Below are 22,021 nucleotides of genomic sequence, written 5' to 3'. Positions count from 1 at the left end.
AGAGTGTCGGCGCGCTCGCCTACAGTGGCAGCGTGTTCGTCACCGACGAAAGCGCGTCGGGTCCGACGGTCATCTACAGCGCCTCGGATCTGGCCGCGGCCGCCCGCTGTGAGTACGCCCTGCTGCGCTCGTTCGACGCGCAGCTCGGTCGTGGCCCGGCGGTGTCGTCGGACGACGAATTGCTGGCTCGCACCGCACAACTCGGCGGCGATCACGAACAGCGCCACCTCGAAGATCTTCGCGCAGACTCTGAGGTGACGGTGATCGGCCGGCCCAGCTACACCGCGGCCGGGCTGTCGGCGGCGGCCACCGCCACCCTCGAAGCCGTGCAACGCCGCGACCCGGTGATCTATCAGGCCGCGATGTTCGACGGACGGTTCGCCGGGTTCGCCGACTTCCTGATCTGGGACGGCGAGCGCTACCGCCTGCGCGACACCAAGCTGTCCCGCTCGGTGAAGGTCGAGGCACTGCTTCAGCTGGCGGCCTACGCCGATGTCCTGTCGGGTGCCGGTGTGCCGGTTGCCGACGAGGTGGACCTGGTGCTCGGCGACGGCGCGATGTCCAGCTACCGCGTCGACGAACTGCTGGCGGTGTACCGGCCGCGGCGCGCCGCGCTCCAGGCACTGCTCGACGATCATCTGACCGGCGGCACCGCCGTGCACTGGTCCGACGACACGGTGCGGGCGTGTTTCGGCTGCGGTGAATGCGAGCAGCAGATCCGCGCCACCGACGACCTGTTCCTGGTGGCCGGCATGCGGTCCAGTCAGCGCGCCCGGCTCATCGAGGCCGGTGTCACCACCACCCGCCAATTGGCCGACCGCGCCGAAGCGGTGCCCGGATTGGCCCAGCGCGCCCTGACCGCGCTGCGGGGGCAGGCCCGCCTGCAGGTGGCGCCGCGGCCAGATGGCAAGCCGCTCTATGAAGTCGTCGATCCACAGCCGTTGATGCTGTTACCGGATCCGGACAAGGGCGATCTGTTCTTCGACTACGAAGGCGACCCACTGTGGACGGCCAACGGCCAGGATTGGGGGCTGGAATACCTGTGGGGCGTCCTTGGCGCGGAGGGCAATTTCCAGGCATTGTGGGCGCACGACCGGGCCAGCGAACGCCAGGTCCTCATCGATTTCCTGGATCTGGTCCGCAAGCGGCGCAAGCGTTTTCCCAAGATGCACATCTACCACTACGCGCCGTACGAGCGCAGCACCCTGTTGCGCCTGGCCGGCCGCTACGGAGTGGGCGAGAACGACGTCGACGACCTGCTGCGCAACGGCATCCTTGTCGACCTGCTTCCGTTGGTGCGCAAGAGCATTCGCGTCGGCACCGAGAACTACAGCATCAAATCGCTTGAACCGCTGTACATGGGCAACGAGCTGCGCGACGGCGAGGTCACCAAGGCCACCGACTCGATCACCGAATACGCCCGCTACTGCGCACTGCGCGAGGCCGGTCACCACGACGAGGCCGCCACCGTGCTCAAGGAGATCGAGGACTACAACCGCTACGACTGCCGGTCCACCCACCGGCTGCGGGACTGGCTGATCAACCGGGCGTTCGAAGCCGAGGTGCCACCGCGCGGCCCACAACCGGTGCGCGACGGAGCGCCGATCGAGAAGGCCGACGCCGTCGACCGCAAGCTGCTGCGCTTCGCCGGGGACGGAGTGGAACCGCGAACCCCCGAGCAGCAGGCGGTGGCGCTCATCGCCGCGGCTCGCGGCTTCCACAAGCGCGAGGACAAACCGTTCTGGTGGGGCCACTTCGACCGGCTCAACAACCCGGTCGACGAATGGGCCGACAGCACAGGCGTTTTCGTCGCCGAGAAGGCCGAGGTCATCACCGACTGGCACACTCCGCCGCGGGCCCGCAAACCGCAGCGGCAGGTCCTGTTGACCGGCGCCATCGACGCCGGCGAGCTGGGTACCGACGTCTACGCGCTGTACACCCCGCCGGCGCCCGCGGGCCTGTCCGACGACCCGGACCGGCGCGGCTTCGGCAGCGCCACGGTCATCGGCTGCGACAATCCGGACGCCCCCACCGAAGTGCTGATCACCGAACGCCAGCCCAAGGACGGTGAGATCTTCACCCAGGTGCCGTTCGCCCTGACGCCTGGCCCGCCGATCAACACCCGGCCCCTGCAGGTGTCCATCGACAGCACGGCGGCCACGGTGTCCGCCGGTCTGCCGGCGCTGCCCGCCGACGCGGTGACCGATGTACTGCTGCGGCGTCCGCCACGCACCCTCACCGGCGGGCCCCTGCCTCGCAACGGCGACACCGCCGCCGACATCACTGCGGCGCTGCTGGATCTGGATTGCTCATACATCGCGGTGCACGGCCCGCCCGGCACCGGCAAAACCCACACCTCGGCGCAGATCATCGCCCGCCTGGTCAACGAACACCGTTGGCGCATCGGCATCGTCGCCCAGTCACACGCGGTGATCGAACATCTGCTGGATCAAGTGCTCGACGCAGGCGTGGCCCCGGAACGCGTCGCCAAGAAGCGCAAGGGCGACGACCCGCGGTGGACGGCCATCAGCGAGAACGCCTACGCCTCGTTCATCTCGGATCACCCCGGCTGCGTGATCGGCGGCACCGCATGGGATTTCGCGAACGAGGCGCGGGTACCGCGACAATGCCTCGACCTGCTGGTGATCGAAGAGGCCGGCCAGTTCAACCTGGCCAACACCATCGCGGTGGCCCCGGCCGCCCGCAACCTGCTGCTCCTGGGGGATCCGCAGCAATTGCCCCAGGTCTGCCAGGGCACCCACCCGGCGCCGGTCGACGATTCCGCACTGGGCTGGCTGGTCGAGGGTGCGCACACGCTGCCGGTCGACCGCGGCTACTTCCTGGACTGCTCGTTCCGGATGCATCCGGCGGTGTGCGGCCCGGTGTCGCGACTGTCCTATGACGGCCGGCTGCAGTCACACGAAAAGGTCAGTGCCGCACGCAAACTCGACAGTATCGAGCCCGGGGTCCGGGTACTCGAGGTGCCACACCTCGGCAATTCGACCGACAGTCCCGAAGAGGCCGACGCCATCGTCGCGGCCATCACCGGTCTGCTCGGCACCACCTGGACCGACGAGCACGGCAGCACACCGCTGAGCCAGGAGCACTTCCTGGTGGTGACGCCCTACAACGCCCAGGTGACCACGGTGCGCCGAGCTCTCGACGCGGCAGGCCTCACCGACGTGCAGGCCGGCACGGTGGACAAGTTCCAGGGCCGGCAGGCGCCGGTGGTGTTCGTGTCGATGACGGCGTCCTCGGCCGCCGACGTGCCCCGCGGGATCGGGTTCCTGCTGAACCGCAACCGGCTCAACGTGGCGATCAGCCGGGCCAAGTACGTCGCGTACATCGTGCGCTCACCCCAGCTCACCGATTATCTGCCGGCGCAGCCGAACAGCCTGATCGCGCTCGGTGCGTTCCTCGCCCTGACGGACCCTGTGGTACACCGATCCGGTGACTGAAACGCTTACCGAAACGCTTGCCGGGATCGTCGGTGCCGGTTACGTCACCACCGATCCCGACGTGTTGGACGGCCGCTGCGTCGACCACACCGGGCGGTACCGCGGGCAGGCGACGGCCCTGGTCCGCCCCGGCACCGCCGAGGAGGTGGCCGCGGTGCTGCGGGCCTGCCGCGACGCCGGAGCGTGTGTCACAGTGCAGGGCGGCCGCACCTCACTCGTGGCCGGGACGGTCCCCGAGAACGACGACATCCTGTTGTCCACCGAGCGGCTGAACGAGATCGGCGCAGTCGACATCGTCGAGCGCCGGGTCAGCGTCGGCGCCGGGACTCCGCTGGCCGCCGTGCAGCGGGCCGCGACGGCGGCCGGCCTGGTGTTCGGGGTGGACCTGGCCGCGCGGGAATCGGCCACGGTCGGCGGCATGGCCTCCACCAACGCCGGGGGCCTGCGCACGGTGCGCTACGGCAACATGGGCGAGCAGGTGCTCGGCCTGGACATCGCACTGCCCGACGGGTCGGTGGTGCACCGGCACAGCCGGGTACGCCGCGACAACACCGGCTACGACCTGGCCGCGCTGTTTGTCGGCGCGGAGGGCACGCTCGGCGTGATCACCGGGCTGGATCTGCGGCTGCACCCCGCCCCCACCCACCGGGTCACGGCCATCTGCGGGTTCGCCGATCTCGACGCACTGGTCGGCGCAGGCCGGGTGTTCCGGGACCTCGAAGGCATCGCCGCCCTGGAGTTGATCGATGCCCGGGCCAGTGCGCTGACCGCCGAGCACCTCGGCGTGGGCGCCCCGGTCGACGGAGCCTGGCAACTGCTGATCGAACTGGCAGGCGACAACGACCAGACCGAACGCCTGGCCGATGCGCTCGACGGCGCCGACCTGTGCGGTGAGCCCGCCGTCGGCATCGATACGAATGCCCAACAGCGGTTGTGGCAGGTGCGCGAGTCGGTGGCCGAGGTGCTCGGATTGTTCGGCCCGCCACTGAAATTCGATGTCTCGCTGCCGCTGTCGGCGATCCGGGGTTTCGCCGACTCATCCGCTCAACTGATCGCCGGCCATGCGCCAGAAGCGATCCCGGTGCTGTTCGGCCACATAGGCGAGGGCAATCTGCACCTGAACGTGCTGCGCTGCTCCACCGACGCCGAAGCAGGGCTGTATGCCGCGATGATGACGCTGATCGCCGACTGCGGCGGCAACGTCAGCTCCGAGCACGGGGTCGGCTCCCGCAAGCGCGACTACGTGGCGATGTCACGCACCGAGGCCGATATCGCGGCCATGCGGATGGTCAAGGCCGCGTTCGATCCCGGCGACTACCTCAACCGCGCCGTGCTGTTCAATCGTCGCGATCGGCCATGAACTCGGCGTAGAGGTTCTCCCATTTCTCCGGATCGTCGGCAAGCGGCAGCGCCCGCAATGACTCCGTCACCGCCTCGGCGTCCACGGCGTCACCGTCGTCGTGACGGGCGTGGCTCACGATGAACTCGACGTAGTCGTCGTCATCGTCATCACGGGGATCCAGATACGGCTCCGGATTCGGCGCAAAAGTGGGCTCGGCATCGAACCCGAGCAGGAACAACGCCGCCACCACACCGAACAGCGCGACGAACGCGGGCAGCAGCATCGCCTGCGACATCGCCGCCGCGAACGGGGCGTGCAGGAACTCTGGCAGCTCGGCCACCGCACCCTCACCGCGCGGTGCCGCACCTGCCGCCCCCGGCATCTCGGCACCGATTCGCGATGTCATGTACGCCGCGATCCCGGCACTGCCCAGCACCGACCCGACCTGGCGGGTGGCGTTGTACACGCCCGACCCGGCCCCGGCCAGATCCGGCGGCAGGTTTCGCGTCGCAGTGGCCGCCAGCGGAGACCAGATGAAAGCCATCCCGATGCCCATCACCAACTGCGGCAGCAGCAGCCGCCAGATCGGCGTCGTCGGGGTCATCTCGAAGGCCAGCCAGGTCAAGCCGATCGCCATGGCCGAGAAGCCGAAGCCGATCACCGGCGTCGGATGGGCCCGGTCGACGATGCGGCCCACCACCGGAGCCAGCACGCCGCTGGCGATCGCGGTCGGTGCCGTCAACAGCGCCGAGCGGATCGGCGACAGCCCGCACACGGTCTGGGCGTAGAACATCAACGGCAGGATCATCGCGGTGACCGCGAAGCCGATCGTCGCGACGCCCAGGTTGGCCAGACTGAAGTCGCGGTCCTGGAAGATCCGCAGCGGGATCAACGGCTCGGCGGTATTGACCGCCTGCCAGCACACGAACGCCACCATCACCGCGACACCGACCGCTCCGGTGGCCCACACCCACGGCGCCCAGTCCCGAGACTGCCCCTCCTGCAGCGCGAACACGATCAGGAACATGCCGATGCCGGACAGCACCACACCCAGCACGTCGAACCGGTGCGGCTGGGTCGGCAACACCGGGACCAACCACACCGCCAGCGCCAGACCCAGGATGCCGATCGGCACGTTGACGAAGAAGATCCACTGCCAGCCCAGTCCCCCGACGAGCACACCGCCGGCCAGCGGCCCGACCAACGTGGCCACCCCGGCGGTCGCGCCCCACACGCTCATCGCCACGCCGCGCCGCTCGGGCGGGAAGATGCGGGTGATCGTCGACAACGTCTGGGGTGTCAACAACGCGGCACCGATACCCTGCACCACCCGCGCGGCGATCAGCATCTCGATGCTGCCTGCCAGACCGCACCACAGCGAGGCTGCGGTGAAGACGGCCAGCCCGGCCAGGTAGAGGTTCTTGGGCCCGTACACATCGCCCAGCCGGCCCGCCACGAGCAGCGGCACCGCATAGGCGAGCAGGTAAGCGCTGGTCACCCAGATCACGCCGTCGTAGTCGGCGCCGAGTTGCTCCATGATGGTCGGGTTGGCGACCGCGACGATCGTCGCGTCGACCAGGATCATGAAGAAGCCGACCATCATGGCCCACAGCGCGTTCCACGGATTCTCCGGACGCGCGGGCACACGGCTGGGGGTGCGGGCGTTCAGCGCTGGGGACATGTCGATGTGGTGTGTTGGGCCTCGGGTCCGACCTCGTTGGGATGTTGGCGAGCCCGATCGACGCTACCCGGGACCCGGTCAGGCCGGCTCGACAACCGCCTCGGAAACGATGTCGAGCGTGTCGCCCGAATATTCGCTCGCGTCGTCATCGCCGTTACGCCGACCGACCAGCAGCAGCGCCACCAAGGCGATCGCCATGCCCGCCGTCATCACCCACGACAACGCGAGTGCACCGTTGCCCAGCGCCCCGATCGCGGGCGCGACCGCGGCCCCGAGCCCGAACTGGGCGGCGCCCAGCAGCGCGGCCGCGGTGCCTGCCGCGTCGGGATGACGTGACAGTGCGACCGCCGGGGCGTTGGGAAGGACCAGGCCCATGCCGGCCAGGATCGCCAGCACCGGCACCACGAACGCGGACAGGCCGCCCACGTGGGCGACGGTCAACGCCACGAACACCACCCCGGCCAGCGCCGACCAGCTCAACGCCGCCACGGTGATGGCCTGCGGCGAGAACCTGCGCAGCAGCACCACGTTGAACTGGGTGGAACCGATCAGCGCGATCGCGCCCGCGGCGAACACCAGCGCGAACGCCTGCTGGTCCAGGCCGTAGTGGCCCTGCAGGACGAAGGGCGCGGCCGAGATGTAGGCGAACAGGCCGGACATCCCCAGCGCGGCCACCAGCACCAGGATCACGAAACGCGAGTCACGCAACAGCTCGAGGTAGGTACCGGCGATGCCGCGCACCGCCAGTGGGCGCCGGTGCGAAACCGGCAGCGTCTCGGGCAGGGCGAGCGCGGCCATCGCCAGCAGGCCACCGGCCACCACCACGAGCGCGACGAACACCCAGTGCCAGGAGCCGTGCAACAGCACGGCCGCGCCCAGCGACGGGGCCAGCACCGGGGCCACCCCGAGCACCAGCATCAACCGCGACATCACCGTGGCCGCCATCGTTCCGGTGAACAGGTCACCGACCACGGCGATGGCCACCACCGAGGCAGCCGCCGCGCCCATGCCCTGCAGCCCGCGGGCCAGCCCGAGGATCGCGATGTTGGGCGCCAGCACACACAGCACCGAGGCCACCATGTGCAGGACGATGCCCGCCATCAAGGGACGCCTACGGCCCAGCGAGTCCGACAGCGGGCCGACGATCAGCTGCCCCAGAGCCAGCCCGGCCAGGGTTCCGGTGAGCGTCAACTGCGACACAGAAGAGGAGACCGAGAGCTCATCGGCGATCCGGGGCAGCGCAGGCAGATACATGTCGATGGTCAACGGGCCCAGCGCCACCAGCGCGCCCAGGACCAGGATCATCCGGATCCGACCCGGCATCCGACCCTGCCCGGTTTCCGATGCCGTCTGCTCCACGTCGGGCGATGATGCCATGAAGTTGAACAGCCCCGCATTCAGGTTTTTTCTTCCCATTTGCTGCGCGCAGTGACCGCGGTCACCCTCGGGCACCCGCGGCGGGTCGTCGTTCGTTAGCCTGGCAGTCAACGATGGGTTCACACCTGGGAGGCCCCGAAGTGTTTGCGCGGTCCAAGCAACTGCCGGCGAAGGTCGAGGAGACCGAAGATCCCAGCGCCGCGGCCAAGGTGCTCTCGGCCATCATCGAGCGCAGCTCACGCGTCCAGGCTCCCGCGGTCAAGGCGTACGTGGACCGGTTGCGCAGCCATCAGCCCGATGCCACCCCGGCCGAGATCGTGACGCGGCTCGAGAAGCACTACCTGGCCGCGGTGATGGCCAGCGGTGCGGCCGTCGGCTCCGCGGCGGCGTTCCCGGGCATCGGAACCCTGGCCGCGCTGTCGGCCGTGGCCGGTGAGACGGTCGTCTTCCTGGAGGCCACCTCGGTATTCGTGCTGGCGGTCGCCGAGGTCTACGGCATCCCGGCCGACCACCGGGAACGGCGCCGTGCGCTGGTGCTTTCCGTCCTCGTCGGCGACGACAGCAAGCACGCCATCGCCGACCTGCTCGGCACCGGGCGCACCAGCGGCGCATGGCTGTCCGACGGTGCCGCGACACTGCCCTTGCCCGCGGTCTCGCAGCTCAACTCCCGGCTGGTCAAGTACTTCGTCAAGCGGTATACGCTCAAGCGCGGCGCGATGGCTTTCGGCAAGCTGCTGCCGGTCGGCATCGGTGCTGTCATCGGCGGTGTCGGCAACCGGCTGATGGGTAAGAAGATCGTCGCCAACGCCCGCCAGGCGTTCGGTGCGCCCCCGCCGCGGTGGCCTGCAACGCTGCATGTGCTGCCGTCCGCCAATTCCGCAACCCCCATGCCGACCTCGGGTGGCATCGAAAGGCGATAGCCTTTATGCGGCGGTCGCGCGGGGTCAACCGCCCACAGAAGAACACAAGCGGCGAGCCTGCATGTGACGGCTGGCCGGACACAAGAATCGAGGCGAGTGTCTGCCGTGAGCAGTTCACCTTCACCATTCGGGCAGAACGAGTGGTTGGTCGAGGAGATGTATCGCAAGTTCCGCGAGGATCCCTCTTCGGTGGATCCGAGTTGGCACGAATTTCTGGTCGACTACTCCCCTGAGCCCACCACCGACAACACCGTCGCCAACGGCCAGTCGACGCCGCCTGCCGCGCCGGCAGCAACCCCGGCCCCGCCTGCTGCGGCTGCTCCGGCAACCGCCGCCCCGGCACCCGCCGCTCCTCCGGCGCCCGCGAAGCCGGCGGCCAAGGCGGCTCCGGCCAAGCCGGCGAAGTCCGGCCCGACCGCGGCCGAGGGCGACGAGACACAGGTGCTGCGCGGCGCCGCGGCCGCCGTCGTCAAGAACATGAACGCCTCGCTGGAGGTGCCCACCGCGACGAGCGTGCGGGCCATCCCGGCCAAGCTGATGATCGACAACCGCGTCGTCATCAACAACCACCTCAAGCGCACCCGCGGCGGCAAGGTGAGCTTCACCCACCTGCTCGGCTACGCCATCGTGCAGGCGGTCAAGAAGTTCCCGAACATGAACCGGTACTTCGCCGAGGCCAACGGCAAGCCCGCCGCGATCACCCCGGCCCACACCAACCTGGGCCTGGCCATCGACCTGCCCGGCAAGGACGGCAACCGCTCACTGGTCGTGGCCGCGATCAAGCGTTGCGAGACCATGCATTTCGGCCAGTTCATCGCGGCCTACGAGGACATCGTGCGGCGGGCCCGCGACGGCAAGCTGACCGCCGAGGACTTCTCCGGCGTGACCATCTCGCTGACCAACCCGGGCACCATCGGCACCGTGCACTCGGTGCCGCGGCTCATGCAGGGCCAAGGCGCCATCATCGGTGCCGGCGCCATGGAGTACCCGGCCGAGTTCCAGGGCGCCAGCGAGGAGCGCATCGCCGACCTGGGCATCGGCAAGCTGATCACCCTGACCTCGACCTACGACCACCGCATCATCCAGGGTGCGGAGTCCGGCGACTTCCTGCGCACCATCCACCAGCTGCTGCTCGACGACGAGTTCTTCGACGAGATCTTCCGCGAACTCGGCATCCCCTACGAGCCGGTTCGCTGGCGCACGGACAACCCGGATTCCATCGCCGACAAGAACGCCCGCGTCATCGAGCTGATCGCGGCCTACCGCAACCGCGGCCATCTGATGGCCGACATCGACCCGCTGCGGCTGGACAACACCCGCTTCCGCAGCCACCCCGACCTCGACGTGAACAGCCACGGCCTGACGCTGTGGGACCTGGACCGCGAGTTCAAGGTGGACGGGTTCGCCGGCAAGCAGTACATGAAGCTGCGCGACGTGCTCTCGGTGCTGCGCGACGCGTACTGCCGGCACATCGGTGTCGAGTACACCCACATCCTCGAGCCCGAGCAGCAGCGCTGGATCCAGGACCGCGTCGAGATCAAGCACGACAAGCCGACCGTCGCCGAACAGAAGTACATCCTGAGCAAGCTCAACGCGGCCGAGGCGTTCGAGACCTTCCTGCAGACCAAATACGTTGGGCAGAAGCGCTTCTCACTGGAAGGTGCGGAGACCGTCATCCCGATGATGGATGCCGCGATCGACCAGTGCGCCGAGCACGCGCTCGCCGAGGTCGTCATCGGCATGCCCCACCGCGGCCGGCTCAACGTGCTCGCCAACATCGTCGGCAAGCCCTACAGCCAGATCTTCACCGAGTTCGAGGGCAACCTGAACCCGTCGCAGGCGCACGGCTCCGGTGACGTGAAGTACCACCTCGGTGCGTCGGGCAACTACATCCAGATGTTCGGCGAGAACGACATCCAGGTGTCGCTGACCGCCAACCCGTCGCACCTCGAAGCCGTCGACCCGGTGCTCGAGGGCCTGGTCCGCGCCAAGCAGGATCTGCTCGACGGCAGCCGAGATGCCGACGTCTCCGGTGAGTACCCCGTCGTCCCGCTGATGCTGCACGGCGACGCGGCGTTCGCCGGCCAGGGCGTGGTCGCCGAGACGCTGAACCTCGCCCTGCTGGACGGCTACACCACCGGCGGCACCATCCACATCGTGGTCAACAACCAGATCGGGTTCACCACGGCGCCAACGGATTCGCGCTCCAGCGAGTACTGCACCGACGTCGCCAAGATGATCGGCGCGCCGATCTTCCACGTCAACGGCGACGACCCGGAGGCGTGCGCCTGGGTGGCGCGGCTGGCCGTGGACTTCCGCCAGGCGTTCAAGAAGGACGTCGTCATCGACATGCTGTGCTACCGCCGCCGCGGACACAACGAGGGTGACGACCCGTCGATGACCCAGCCGTACATGTACGACGTCATCGACACCAAGCGCGGCTCCCGCAAGGCCTACACCGAGGCCCTGATCGGCCGCGGTGACATCTCGATGAAAGAGGCCGAGGACGCCCTGCGCGACTACCAGGGCCAGCTCGAGCGCGTGTTCAACGAGGTGCGCGAACTGGAGAAGCACGCGGCCGAGCCCAGCGAGTCGGTCGAGGCCGACCAGCAGATCCCGCAGCGCCTGGCCACCGCGGTGGACAAGTCCCTGCTGGCCCGGATCGGCGATGCCCACCTGGCCCTGCCGGAGGGGTTCACCGTGCACCCGCGCGTCAAACCGGTGCTGGAGAAGCGCCGGGAGATGGCCTACGAGGGCAAGGTCGACTGGGCGTTCGCCGAGCTGCTGGCGCTCGGGTCACTCATCTCCGAGGGCAAGCTGGTCCGATTGAGCGGCCAGGACACCCAGCGCGGCACCTTCACCCAGCGCCACGCTGTGATCGTCGACCGCAAGACCGGCGAGGAGTTCACCCCGCTGCAGCTGCTGGCCACGAGCACCGACGGCACGCCCACCGGCGGCAAGCTGCTGGTGTACAACTCGGCGCTGTCGGAGTACGCCGCGGTGGGCTTCGAATACGGCTACTCGGTGGGCAACCCGGACGCAATGGTGTTGTGGGAGGCCCAGTTCGGTGACTTCGTCAACGGCGCCCAGTCGATAATCGACGAGTTCATCAGCTCCGGTGAGGCCAAGTGGGGCCAGCTCTCCGACGTCGTGCTGCTGCTGCCGCACGGCCATGAGGGCCAGGGTCCTGACCACACCTCGGGCCGCATCGAGCGCTTCCTGCAACTGTGGGCCGAGGGTTCGATGACCATCGCGGTGCCGTCGACCCCGGCGAACTACTTCCACCTGTTGCGCCGCCATGGCCTCGACGGCATCCAGCGTCCGCTGATCGTCTTCACCCCGAAGTCGATGCTGCGCAACAAGGCCGCCGTCAGCGACATCCGCGACTTCACCGAGAACAAGTTCCGCTCGGTGCTGGAGGAACCCGTCTACACCGACGGTGAAGGCGACCGCGGCAAGGTCACCCGCGTGCTGCTGTGCAGCGGCAAGATCTACTACGACCTGGCGGCGCGCAAGGCCAAGGACAACCGTGAGGACGTCGCGATCGTGCGTCTCGAACAGCTCGCCCCGCTGCCGCGGCGCCGGCTGGCCGAGACCCTGGACCGCTACCCGAACGTCACGGAGAAGTTCTGGGTGCAGGAGGAGCCGGCCAACCAGGGGGCGTGGCCGTCGCTCGGTCTGACCCTGCCGGAGGTCCTGCCGGACTACTTCACCCCGATCAAGCGGATCTCGCGGCGGGCGATGTCGGCCCCGTCCTCAGGGTCGTCGAAGGTGCACGCCGTCGAGCAGCAGGAGATCATCGATCTGGCATTCGGGTAACCGCGCGTCCACCTGATCCGGGGCTTGTGCGCGCGTTCGAATCACCGCGCGCACAACCCTGGGCCGCACCGGTTCCGGCGGCTACTCATCTAGGGTGACTATCGCAGCTGACCCGGCCCTAGATGAAGCGCAGGCGCCGACCACTCCCGGCACGGTGCGCACCGCGGTGCTGGCCAGCGTGCTCGGGACGACGATCGAGTGGTACGACTTCTTCCTCTACGCCACGGCCGCGAGCCTGGTGTTCAACCACACCTTCTTCCCGGACCAGAGTTCGTTCGTCGGCACGATGCTGGCGTTCGCCACCTTCGCGGTCGGATTCGTGGTCCGGCCCATCGGCGGATTCGTCTTCGGGCACATCGGTGACCGGATCGGCCGGAAGAAGACGCTCGCCCTGACCATGTTGTTGATGGGCGCGGCCACCGCGCTGATGGGTGTGCTGCCCACCGCCGCGCAGATCGGTGTGCTGGCGCCGATCCTGCTTCTGGTGCTGCGCGTGGTTCAGGGATTCGCGCTCGGCGGTGAGTGGGCCGGCGCGGTGTTGCTGGCCGTCGAGCACAGCCCCCGTCGTCGCCGCGGGCTGTTCGGCAGCATCCCTCAGGTCGGCCTCGCCCTGGGCCTGGCGCTGGGCACCGGGGTGTTCGTGCTGCTGCAGCTGTGGCTTTCGGCCGAAGCGTTCCAGAGCTACGGATGGCGGATCGCGTTCCTGTTCAGCGTGGTGCTGGTGATCTTCGGAGTCGTGGTGCGGTTCCGGGTGGCCGAGACCCCGGCGTTCGAGAAGCTGCGCGACGACGACGAACGCTCGGCTGTCCCCGTGAAGGAGATCTTCCGTCCCCCGGCCTTGCGCTCCACGGTGCTCGGCCTGCTGTCACGCTGGGGCGAGGGCGCCGCGTTCAACACCTGGGGCGTGTTCACGATCTCGTACGCCACCGCGACGCTGCATCTGGGCAAGGTGCCGGTGCTGGTCGTGGTGACCGCCGCGGCGCTGCTCATGGCGGTGCTGCTGCCGGTGTCGGGTCTGCTGGCCGACCGGTTCAGCCCGAAGGCCGTCTATGCGTCGGGCATCGCCGCCTACGCCGTCGTGGTCTTCCCCGCGTTCGCGTTGTTCAACACCGGCAGCATCGCGGCCTACGCGGTGGGAATGTTGTTGGCGTTCGGCGTCATTCACGCCTGGTTCTACGGCGCGCAGGGCACCCTGTACGCGTCACTGTTCCCGACCCGCACCCGTTACACCGGGCTCTCGACGGTGTATCAGCTCTCCGGCGTCTATGCCTCGGGCCTGACCCCGCTGATCCTCACGGCGTTGATCGCCGCGGGTGGCGGCGCGCCCTGGTTGGCATGCGGATATCTGGTGGCCACCGCGGTGGTCAGTGTGATCGCCACGCTGCTGCTGCGACCGGAGCACTGAGCAAGAGGCCAGCACGACTCAACACGTGAGTACCAGCGGGCCCGCCTCCGTGATCGCGACGGTGTTCTCGGTGTGGGCGGTGCGCGAGCCGTCGGCGGATCGGATGGTCCAGCCGTCGCGGTCGAACACGATGCGGTCGGTGCCCGCGGCGAGCCACGGCTCCAGTGCCAGCGTCATGCCCGCCCGCAGCTTCATGCCGCGCCCCGGCTTGCCCCGGTTGGAGACGTGCGGGTCCTCGTGCATCGTGCGCCCCAGCCCGTGCCCGCCGAACTCGAGGTTGACGGGGTAGCCGTAATCGGCGATCACGGCCCCGATGGCGGCCGAGATGTCACCGAGCCGGTTCCCCGGCCGCGCGGCGGCGGTTCCGGCGTCCAGCGCCTCCTCGGTGGCCCGAACCAGGCGTACGTCGGCAGCCGCGGGAGTCCCGACGATCACGGTGCGCGCCGCGTCGGCGACCCAGCCGTCGATGGACACCGCGAAGTCCATGCTGAGCACGTCGCCGTCGCGCAGCCGGTAGTCGTGCGGAAGGCCGTGCAGCACAGCGTCGTTGACCGACAGGCAGATGACGTTGCGGAACGGCCCCTTGCCGAACGACGGCGCGTAGTCCCAGTAGCAGGACTGCGCCCCACGACGCTTGACCATGTCGCGGGCGTGGTGTTCGAGGTCGAGCAGGTTGACGCCGACCTCGGCGAGTCCGCTCAACGCGCTGAGCACCTCGGCCACGAAGCGTCCGGTGATGCGCATCTTCTCGATCTCGTCGGCGGTCTTCAGCTCGATCATGTCCACTCTCCTCGGTATTTAAATACCAACACTAGCGGTATATAAATACCGGCGCTACCGTGGTGTCGTGGTCCGTACCCCGCTCACCCCCGCACAGATCGCGGCAGGCCGCCGGCTCGGCGAAACTCTGCGTACCGCTCGGGGCGACCGCTCGCTCGACGAGGTGGCCGCGCACGCAGGCATCTCCCCGGAGACCCTGCGCAAGATCGAGACGGGCCGGCTGCCCTCCCCCGCCTTCGGCACGGTCGTCGGACTGAGCGACGCCCTCGGTGTACCACTGGAGACTCTCGCCGAGGTCTGGCGGCCGGTGCGCGCCGCGGCGTCGTAGCCCGCCTACCTCCAGCCGAACTGGCTACCGTGGGAGAGATGGACTCCCCGGACTACGGATTCGACGGCGATTACAGCAAGGTGTCCGCTCGCACCCAGGCCGCGATCGCCGGCGGCACGGTCACCGCCCTGCTGATCGCCACGGTCGTCAACATCGCGCGCGGCCGACGTGGAACTGCCTGGCTCACAGCCGGATTCGCCGCCCTGCTGGCGGGCATGGTGGGCTCGTTCATCCACACCACCCGGCGCGGCAAGTTCGCGGTATGGCGTGACATCCTCGACGGCCTGGCGCTCCGCGGCGACGAGACACTCCTCGATCTTGGCTGCGGCCGCGGCGCGGTGCTGCACGCCGCGGCCAAACGACTGCCGCGCGGGCGCGCGCTCGGCGTCGATCTGTGGCGCGCCGATCAGACCGGCAACTCGCCGGAGCAGACGCTGGCCAACGCCGTGGCCGAGGGCGTCGCCGACCGGATCGAGGTCCACACCGGCGACATGACCGCCCTGCCCTTCGGCGATGCCAGCGTCGACGTCATCGTCAGCAGCCTGGCCATCCACAACATCCCCGATCCCGCAGGCCGATCCCGCGCCGTCGATGAGGCCGCCAGAGTGCTGCGCCCGGGCGGCCGGCTGGCCATCGCCGACATCTGGGACACCCGGCGTCATGCCGAGCGATTGCGCACCAGCGGATGGCAGCACGTGCAGCGCCGCAATCTCGGCTGGCGGATGTGGTGGGGCGGCCCGTACGTCGGAACCCACCTGGTGACTGCCACCAAACCAGCCGACTCAGACGGGACCGCGGGTACCGCGTAATCTCGTAACTCAACACGTGTCGTACTACGCGAGGGAGTGTTCTATGGAGGGCTTCGCCGGAAAGGTCGCCGTCGTGACCGGCGCCGGATCAGGCATCGGACAGGCGCTGGCCATCGAACTCGGACGTTCCGGGGCCAAATTGGCGATCAGCGACGTCGACACCGAAGGCCTGGCGGTCACCGAGGAACGACTCAAGGCGATCGGGGCCGAGGTCAAGACCGACCGGCTCGACGTCACCGAGCGTGAGGCCTTCCTGCTCTACGCCGACGCGGTCAAGGAGCACTTCGGCAAGGTCAACCAGATCTACAACAACGCCGGTATCGCATTCAGCGGCGATGTCGAGGTCAGCCAGTTCAAGGACATCGAGCGGGTGATGGACGTCGACTTCTGGGGCGTCGTCAACGGCACCAAGGCATTCCTGCCGCACCTGATCGAATCCGGCGACGGGCACGTCATCAACGTCTCCAGCCTGTTCGGCATCTTCTCGGTGCCCGGCCAGGCCGCCTACAACTCCGCCAAGTTCGCGGTGCGCGGCTTCACCGAGGCCCTGCGTCAGGAGATGGCCCTGGCCAAGCATCCGGTCAAGGTGACATGTGTGCACCCCGGCGGGATCAAGACCGCCATCGCGCGCAACGCCACCGTCGCCGAAGGACTGGACCAGAAGGCACTCGCCGAGACCTTCGACCGCAAGCTGGCCAACACCACTCCGCAGCGCGCCGCCAAGATCATCCTGGAGGCCGTGCGCAAGGACCGCGCACGCGTGCTGGTCGGACCCGACGCCAAGATCCTCGACGTCATCGTGCGGATCACCGGCTCCGGTTACCAGAAGCTGTTCGCCTCGGCGATGGGACGCATGATCCCGCGCTGACGCCGGCGCGCCGAGGGTCTAGTGCCCCAGGGGGTTGGCCTGCAGGAACGCGTCGGCCACCCCACGGGGATCCTTGCCCTCGGCGACCTGCCTGCGCATATCGGCCAGCGACCCGGTGTCCAGGACGCCGGCGATCTCGTTGAGCGCCAGGATCTGGCGTTCGTCGAGCGTGTTGCGGCGGTACAGCGGCACCACGTTCTCGCCCCGGATCAACGAGGTCTTGTCGGCCAACACGGTCAGGTCCGACGGGATGGCCGGATCGGCCGTCGTCGACCAGGCAGCGTTGATCTTGCCGGCCTGCAGTGCCGCGAACAGGCTCTTGTCATCCGGGAACACCATCGCCGCGGGCAGGGTGCAGGAACCCACCACCTTGGGCACCTTCGCGCCGGCCACCGCACCCGGCCGGGCCTTCGCACAGTTGCGGCGCAGCGCACTCAGATCGGTCCCGGCCCAAGCCGTGGCCGTGGCCTCGGTGACCACCAGAGCGGGCTTGTCCTGCGCCGACATCGTGTAGTCGCCGGCAGCGACGCCTTCGGGCAGCGCCGAAACCAGATCCCGGTAGACCTGCTCATCGGCGCGGGCCGTGGCGCCCGGATTGAGCTCGGTCAAGAACCGGCCGGTGAATCCGGGTTGGACCGTCACCGATCCGGAATCCAGCACGCCGAGGACACCGTCGGTCTCGGTAACCACGGCCGGGGTGCCGTAGTAGCGCAACGCCGCCGCATAGAGATGACCGAGCAGCACCGACTCGGGCGCCGGCCCCGCCCCGACCGCGAGAGCGGGCGGGGCTGAGTTGGCCGCGCATCCCCCCAAGACCGCTGCCACCAGCGTCGATACTGTCAGCAGCGCCAACGCCAGGGTGCGGCGCATCTGCGAACTCAGGATTCTGCGGGGTCAACCGCCGCTGCGACCGCGGCCGCGACCGCGGGACCGACCCGCGGATCCAGCGCGCTGGGCACGATGTGGTCGACCGCCAGATCATCGCCGACGACCGAGAAGATCGCCTCGGCCGCGGCCACCTTCATCTTCTCGGTGATACGGCGAGCACCGGCATCCAGCGCCCCGCGGAACACCCCGGGGAAGGCCAGCACATTGTTGATCTGGTTCGGGAAATCGCTGCGCCCGGTCGCCACCACCGCCGCGTACTTGCGGGCCGCGTCCGGGTGGATCTCCGGGTCCGGGTTGGACAGCGCGAACACGATGCAGTCCGGCGCCATCGTCGCGATGAGCTCCTCGGGCACCACCCCCGCCGACACCCCGAGAAACACATCGGCACCCTCAAGGGCCTCGGCCACCCCACCGGTGAGCTTGCGCGGGTTGGTCCGCCCGGCCAGCTCCGCCTTGAACGTGTTGAGGTTGTCACGGCCCGAATGCACGATGCCCTGGGAATCGAGCACCACGACATCATCGATGCCCTTGCTCAGCAGGATGTTGGCACACGCCACACCCGCCGCACCGGCACCCGAGATGACCACCCGCAGCGAATGGATGTCACGCTCAAGCACCTTGGTGGCGCCCAGCAGCGCGGCCAGCACCACGATCGCCGTGCCGTGCTGGTCGTCGTGCATCACCGGGCAGTCCAGCGCCTCGATGACCCGACGCTCGATCTCAAAACACCGCGGCGCCGAGATGTCCTCCAGGTTCACCGCACCGAACGTCGGACGCAGCCGGATCAAGGTTTCCACGATCTCGTCGGGATCCTTGGTGTCCAGCACGATCGGGATCGAGTTCAGCCCGCCGAAAGACTTGAACAGCGCGCTCTTGCCCTCCATCACCGGCAACGACGCCGCCGGACCGATATCGCCAAGACCCAGCACCGCGGTGCCATCGGAGACCACCGCGACCAGGCGGTTGGCCCAGGTGTACTTGGCGGCCAGGGTGTGGTCAGTGGCGATCGCCCGACTCACCTGAGCCACCCCGGGCGTGTAGGCGATCGACAGCGCACGCTGGGTGTCCAGCGGCTCCTTCAACTCGACCGAGAGCTTTCCGCCTTCATGGGCATCGAAGATCTCGGCGTCTTCGATGACGACCTGCGGGGTGCGCTCCGCTGGCGGGCGCTCGGACGAGGAGGCGACTGTACTTTCTGACACGGCGCAAGGGTACTTCAATGCCAATTCTCACCGGGTCGGGTTCCCCGCTGGTGAGCGTTACTTAACAGTAGGTACGCGTAGCATTCGTTGTGCTGATCAGGTTGCTGCACACCGCGCGAGGAAGGTCGGAACCATGCCCTCATTCCGCGCCTTGCCACCGGCCCTGCGGGCGACCGCGAAGCCCCGGGCCGTGGAGCCCGACGCCAAGGCGATCCATGTCCCGGTGGCCCGGGCGATGGTCGATTGCGGGGTCTACAGCGGTGGCGACCGGCTGCCCGGGAAATACACCCATGCCGCGGCGCTGAACAAGGTCCGCGAACTACAGGCAGCAGGCGAGAAGGCGTTCGTCTGGATCGGCCTGCACGAACCCGACGAATTCCAGATGCAGTCGGTGGCAGACGTTTTCGGCCTGCACGAGCTGGCTGTCGAGGACGCGGTGCACGCCCACCAGCGCCCCAAGCTCGAGCGCTACGACAAAACCCTGTTCCTGGTGCTCAAGACCATCAACTACGTCGAGCACGAATCGGTGGCACTGGCCCGCGAGATCGTCGAGACCGGCGAGATCATGATCTTCGTCGGGCCGGACTTCGTGGTCACCGTCCGGCACGGTGAGCACGGCGGGCTCGCCGGCGTGCGGAAACGGCTCGAATCCTCCCCGGCCATCCTCAAACTCGGACCGTTCGCGGTCATGCACGCGATCGCCGACCATGTGGTGGACAGCTACCTGGACGTGACCGACCTGATGGAAACCGACATCGATGCGATGGAGGAGGACATCTTCTCCCCCGGTACGCACACCAACATCGAGTGCATCTACCTGCTCAAGCGGGAGGTCGTCGAAATGCGCCGTGCCGTGGCCCCGTTGACGCTGGCGCTGGCCCGGTTGCTGACCGACCACAACGACCTGATCTCGGTCGAGGTGCGCAGGTACATGCGCGACGTGCACGACCACAACGTGCAGGCCTCCGACCGGGTCACGAGCTACGACGAGATGCTCAGCTCACTGGTGCAGGCCGCACTCGGCAAGGTCGCCATGCAGCAGAACGTCGACATGCGCAAGATCTCGGCGTGGGTGGCCATCGCCGCGGTGCCCACCGCGATGGCAGGCATCTACGGGATGAACTTCGAGCACATGCCCGAATTGCAGTGGACCTGGGGCTATCCCGCCGTCCTGCTGGCGATGGCCACCATCTGCTTCGTGCTGTACCGCACGTTCCGCCACAACGACTGGCTCTAGCTGGGACTGGCCGCCCTGCGGGTGGCGTCCAGCACGTCGACCCCGTCGGCCTGCCAGGCCTCCCGCATCGCGTCGGCGCCCTTCAGCCGCACCCAGGCGGCCTCTGTGGCGGTGATCGGCGTGGCCGACAGCACTGTCACCGGGGACAGCGGATCGGGCAGGGGCACCTCGCCAATGTCACTGGGGCCCAACAAGAATGCGCTGAACGGTGCGGAGTCGAACAGTTGCGTCTCCAGATCGATGAGCGCGTCGGCCTCCAGCACGAGCCCCTCCACCGCGGGCGCGGCAGCCAGGACAGCCAGCGACCGGGCCAGCCCGCTCGGGGTCGGACCCCGCAGCGACAGCACCACCTCGGCCCGGGGACCGTGGATCGGATCGGAGACCAGCTCGGTCGGATCGAACATCGGGTGACGTGAACAGCCCAGCGTCACATAGTGATACAGATCCTGGCCGGCACTCAGGTCCGGGCCGAACCGCAGGACGTCGATGCGCTCGGTTCCCAGGAAGGTGACGCTGGCGCTGACCGGCTCTCCGGTGATGCCTGCAGCGCCGAAATGCTCGCCCACGTGGGCGCGAACGGCAGCCAGGACGTCGATCACTCTGCTGTCGGTTCTCCGGCCGACTCGGCCGATTCTGCGGGCGCGGCTGCCTCGGATTCGTCGGCCTCTTCGGCTGCTACGGCTTCTTCACCGGCTTCGGCAGGCCGGGGTTCCTCGACTACGGCAGGCTCCGTGCGGGTCAGGTTCGCGCCGGTTTCGGCGTCGAAGATCACCAACTTGGAGGTGTCGAAGGCCAGCTGGATCTGCTGACCCGCGGCCGCCTTGGATTCCGCGGACACCCGCGCCACGAACTCGTTGGCGCCCGAACCCGAATCGGCGGCAAGCTCGGCGAGCTGCGCGGCCTCGGCGCCGGCACCGTCGAGGGTGAAGTGCACGTACTTGTCCGCACCGAGCGACTCGACGATGTCGGCACGCACCTCGAAACTCAACGCCCGGATCCGCGCGTAGCCGTCGAGCAGCGACGCATCCTCCAGATGCTCGGGCCGGATGCCGACGATGATGTTGTCGGGCTTGGGCTGACGGTCCAGCAGGTCGTGCACCTGCTGGGTCAGGGTGACGTCACCGAACGGCAGCCGCACCCCCACGTCGGTGAAGGTGGCCGGGAAGAAGTTCATCGCCGGTGACCCGATGAAGCCCGCCACGAACAGGTTCGCCGGGTTGTTGTACAGCTCGTCCGGGGTACCGATCTGCTGGATCTCGCCTGCCAGCAACACCACGACGCGATCACCCAGTGTCATCGCCTCGGTCTGATCGTGGGTCACGTAGACCGTGGTGGTGCCCAGCCGGCTCTGCAGCCGCGCGATCTCGGCACGCATCTGTACGCGCAGCTTGGCGTCCAGATTCGACAACGGCTCGTCCATCAGGAATGCCTTGGGGCGGCGCACGATTGCCCGGCCCATCGCCACCCGCTGACGCTGTCCGCCGGACAGCTGGGCCGGCTTCCGGTCGAGCAGTTCGGTCAGGTCGAGAATCTTGGCGGTTTCCTCGACCTTGGCGGCGATCTCGTCCTTCTTGAGCTTGGCCAGGGTGAGCGGGAACGCGATGTTCTGGCGCACCGTCATGTGCGGGTAGAGCGCATAGGACTGGAACACCATCGCGATATCGCGATCCTTGGGTGCCTTCTCGTTGACCCGCTCGCCACCGATGCGCAACTCACCCGACGAGATGTCCTCAAGCCCGGCAATCATGTTCAGCGTGGTCGACTTACCGCAGCCCGACGGCCCCACCAGGATGATGAACTCGCCGTCGGCGATGGTCATCGAGAACTCTTTGACGGCTGCCCTGGCGCCGCCCGAGCCGTCGGGGTAACTCTTGGTGACCCGGTCCAAAACGATTTCGGCCATCCAA

At 68.2% G+C, this 22,021-nt stretch carries 16 protein-coding genes; 9 read left to right on the top strand and 7 right to left on the bottom strand.

Features of this window, described 5'->3' with window-relative positions:
- Positions 1-32 precede the first annotated feature (32 nt).
- Both G6N57_RS14435 and G6N57_RS14430 read left to right on the top strand, forming a co-directional pair.
- On the top strand, positions 33-3,458 hold the full coding sequence (locus G6N57_RS14435) for a TM0106 family RecB-like putative nuclease (protein ID WP_077743097.1): 3,426 nt from the start codon (positions 33-35) through the stop codon (positions 3,456-3,458).
- Positions 3,451-4,818: an FAD-binding oxidoreductase gene (locus G6N57_RS14430; protein ID WP_097926082.1), complete on the top strand. Its 1,368-nt coding sequence runs from the start codon at positions 3,451-3,453 to the stop codon at positions 4,816-4,818. The genes G6N57_RS14435 and G6N57_RS14430 overlap by 8 nt, the downstream gene beginning before the upstream one ends.
- Here G6N57_RS14430 and G6N57_RS14425 read toward each other — a convergent pair.
- Both G6N57_RS14425 and G6N57_RS14420 read right to left on the bottom strand, forming a co-directional pair.
- On the bottom strand, positions 4,796-6,481 hold the full coding sequence (locus G6N57_RS14425; RefSeq protein WP_077743096.1) for a DHA2 family efflux MFS transporter permease subunit: 1,686 nt from the start codon (positions 6,479-6,481) through the stop codon (positions 4,796-4,798). The genes G6N57_RS14430 and G6N57_RS14425 overlap by 23 nt on opposite strands.
- 78 nt (positions 6,482-6,559) lie before the next feature.
- A complete protein-coding gene (locus tag G6N57_RS14420) occupies positions 6,560-7,858 on the bottom strand; it encodes a multidrug effflux MFS transporter (RefSeq protein WP_077743275.1) in 1,299 nt (432 codons plus the stop codon).
- A 113-nt stretch (positions 7,859-7,971) separates the two neighbouring features.
- On the opposite strand from G6N57_RS14420, the gene G6N57_RS14415 reads away from it, so the two are divergent.
- The 3 genes from G6N57_RS14415 (at position 7,972) to G6N57_RS14405 (ending at position 14,002) form a co-directional block, all read left to right on the top strand.
- Positions 7,972-8,778 carry a hypothetical protein gene (locus G6N57_RS14415; RefSeq protein WP_077743094.1) on the top strand — a complete coding sequence of 269 codons (807 nt, stop codon included), beginning with the start codon at positions 7,972-7,974 and terminating at the stop codon, positions 8,776-8,778.
- Between the two features lie 105 nt (positions 8,779-8,883).
- On the top strand, positions 8,884-12,597 hold the full coding sequence (locus G6N57_RS14410; protein WP_097926081.1) for a multifunctional oxoglutarate decarboxylase/oxoglutarate dehydrogenase thiamine pyrophosphate-binding subunit/dihydrolipoyllysine-residue succinyltransferase subunit: 3,714 nt from the start codon (positions 8,884-8,886) through the stop codon (positions 12,595-12,597).
- 100 nt (positions 12,598-12,697) lie between these two features.
- On the top strand, positions 12,698-14,002 hold the full coding sequence (locus G6N57_RS14405) for an MFS transporter (RefSeq protein WP_097926097.1): 1,305 nt from the start codon (positions 12,698-12,700) through the stop codon (positions 14,000-14,002).
- Positions 14,003-14,020: 18 nt separating this feature from the next.
- Here G6N57_RS14405 and map read toward each other — a convergent pair whose 3' ends face one another.
- Entirely contained in the window at positions 14,021-14,782 is a 762-nt protein-coding gene (map, locus tag G6N57_RS14400) for a type I methionyl aminopeptidase (RefSeq protein ID WP_077743092.1), read from the bottom strand.
- A gap of 67 nt (positions 14,783-14,849) precedes the next feature.
- Here map and G6N57_RS14395 point away from each other — a divergent pair, with 67 nt between their 5' ends.
- The 3 genes from G6N57_RS14395 to G6N57_RS14385 are packed head-to-tail and all read left to right on the top strand — an operon-like array spanning position 14,850 to position 16,787.
- The gene (locus G6N57_RS14395) at positions 14,850-15,110 is read left to right on the top strand and encodes a helix-turn-helix domain-containing protein (RefSeq protein ID WP_077743091.1); all 261 of its coding nucleotides are present in this window, start codon (positions 14,850-14,852) and stop codon (positions 15,108-15,110) included.
- A 38-nt stretch (positions 15,111-15,148) separates the two neighbouring features.
- Complete coding sequence (locus G6N57_RS14390) at positions 15,149-15,919, top strand: class I SAM-dependent methyltransferase (protein ID WP_077743089.1); 771 nt, start codon at positions 15,149-15,151, stop codon at positions 15,917-15,919.
- A 43-nt stretch (positions 15,920-15,962) separates the two neighbouring features.
- Positions 15,963-16,787: an SDR family NAD(P)-dependent oxidoreductase gene (locus G6N57_RS14385; protein WP_077743088.1), complete on the top strand. Its 825-nt coding sequence runs from the start codon at positions 15,963-15,965 to the stop codon at positions 16,785-16,787.
- Between the two features lie 18 nt (positions 16,788-16,805).
- Here the strand turns inward: G6N57_RS14385 and G6N57_RS14380 are convergent, their stop codons facing one another.
- Entirely contained in the window at positions 16,806-17,657 is an 852-nt protein-coding gene (locus G6N57_RS14380) for a glycine betaine ABC transporter substrate-binding protein (RefSeq protein ID WP_077743086.1), read from the bottom strand.
- An 8-nt stretch (positions 17,658-17,665) separates the two neighbouring features.
- Positions 17,666-18,877 carry an NAD(P)-dependent malic enzyme gene (locus G6N57_RS14375; RefSeq protein ID WP_077743085.1) on the bottom strand — a complete coding sequence of 404 codons (1,212 nt, stop codon included), beginning with the start codon at positions 18,875-18,877 and terminating at the stop codon, positions 17,666-17,668.
- A gap of 133 nt (positions 18,878-19,010) precedes the next feature.
- Here G6N57_RS14375 and corA point away from each other — a divergent pair, with 133 nt between their 5' ends.
- Positions 19,011-20,114, top strand: a complete 1,104-nt coding sequence (gene corA, locus G6N57_RS14370; protein ID WP_077743083.1) for a magnesium/cobalt transporter CorA — start codon at positions 19,011-19,013, stop codon at positions 20,112-20,114.
- Here the strand turns inward: corA and G6N57_RS14365 are convergent.
- Both G6N57_RS14365 and G6N57_RS14360 read right to left on the bottom strand, forming a co-directional pair.
- A complete protein-coding gene (locus G6N57_RS14365) occupies positions 20,111-20,713 on the bottom strand; it encodes a suppressor of fused domain protein (protein ID WP_077743082.1) in 603 nt (200 codons plus the stop codon). The genes corA and G6N57_RS14365 overlap by 4 nt on opposite strands.
- Positions 20,710-22,017, bottom strand: coding sequence for an ABC transporter ATP-binding protein (locus tag G6N57_RS14360; protein WP_077743080.1), 1,308 nt, complete (start codon positions 22,015-22,017; stop codon positions 20,710-20,712). The genes G6N57_RS14365 and G6N57_RS14360 overlap by 4 nt, the downstream gene beginning before the upstream one ends.
- Positions 22,018-22,021 lie beyond the last annotated feature (4 nt).

Source organism: Mycolicibacterium boenickei (genome assembly GCF_010731295.1).
Classification (GTDB): Bacteria; Actinomycetota; Actinomycetes; order Mycobacteriales; family Mycobacteriaceae; genus Mycobacterium; species Mycobacterium boenickei.
This window is presented reverse-complemented; position numbering and strand designations above follow the sequence as displayed.

What these genes read in the sequence shown, in the direction of transcription:
- G6N57_RS14425 (WP_077743096.1), bottom strand. Translation starts at nt 6,481, where the DNA reads ATGTCCCCAGCGCTGAACGCCCGCACCCCCAGCCGTGTGCCCGCGCGT.
- G6N57_RS14420 (WP_077743275.1), bottom strand. Translation starts at nt 7,858, where the DNA reads ATGGCATCATCGCCCGACGTGGAGCAGACGGCATCGGAAACCGGGCAG.
- G6N57_RS14415 (WP_077743094.1), top strand. Translation starts at nt 7,972, where the DNA reads ATGGGTTCACACCTGGGAGGCCCCGAAGTGTTTGCGCGGTCCAAGCAA.
- map (WP_077743092.1), bottom strand. Translation starts at nt 14,782, where the DNA reads ATGATCGAGCTGAAGACCGCCGACGAGATCGAGAAGATGCGCATCACC.
- G6N57_RS14390 (WP_077743089.1), top strand. Translation starts at nt 15,149, where the DNA reads ATGGACTCCCCGGACTACGGATTCGACGGCGATTACAGCAAGGTGTCC.
- G6N57_RS14385 (WP_077743088.1), top strand. Translation starts at nt 15,963, where the DNA reads ATGGAGGGCTTCGCCGGAAAGGTCGCCGTCGTGACCGGCGCCGGATCA.
- G6N57_RS14380 (WP_077743086.1), bottom strand. Translation starts at nt 17,657, where the DNA reads ATGCGCCGCACCCTGGCGTTGGCGCTGCTGACAGTATCGACGCTGGTG.
- corA (WP_077743083.1), top strand. Translation starts at nt 19,011, where the DNA reads ATGCCCTCATTCCGCGCCTTGCCACCGGCCCTGCGGGCGACCGCGAAG.
- G6N57_RS14360 (WP_077743080.1), bottom strand. Translation starts at nt 22,017, where the DNA reads ATGGCCGAAATCGTTTTGGACCGGGTCACCAAGAGTTACCCCGACGGC.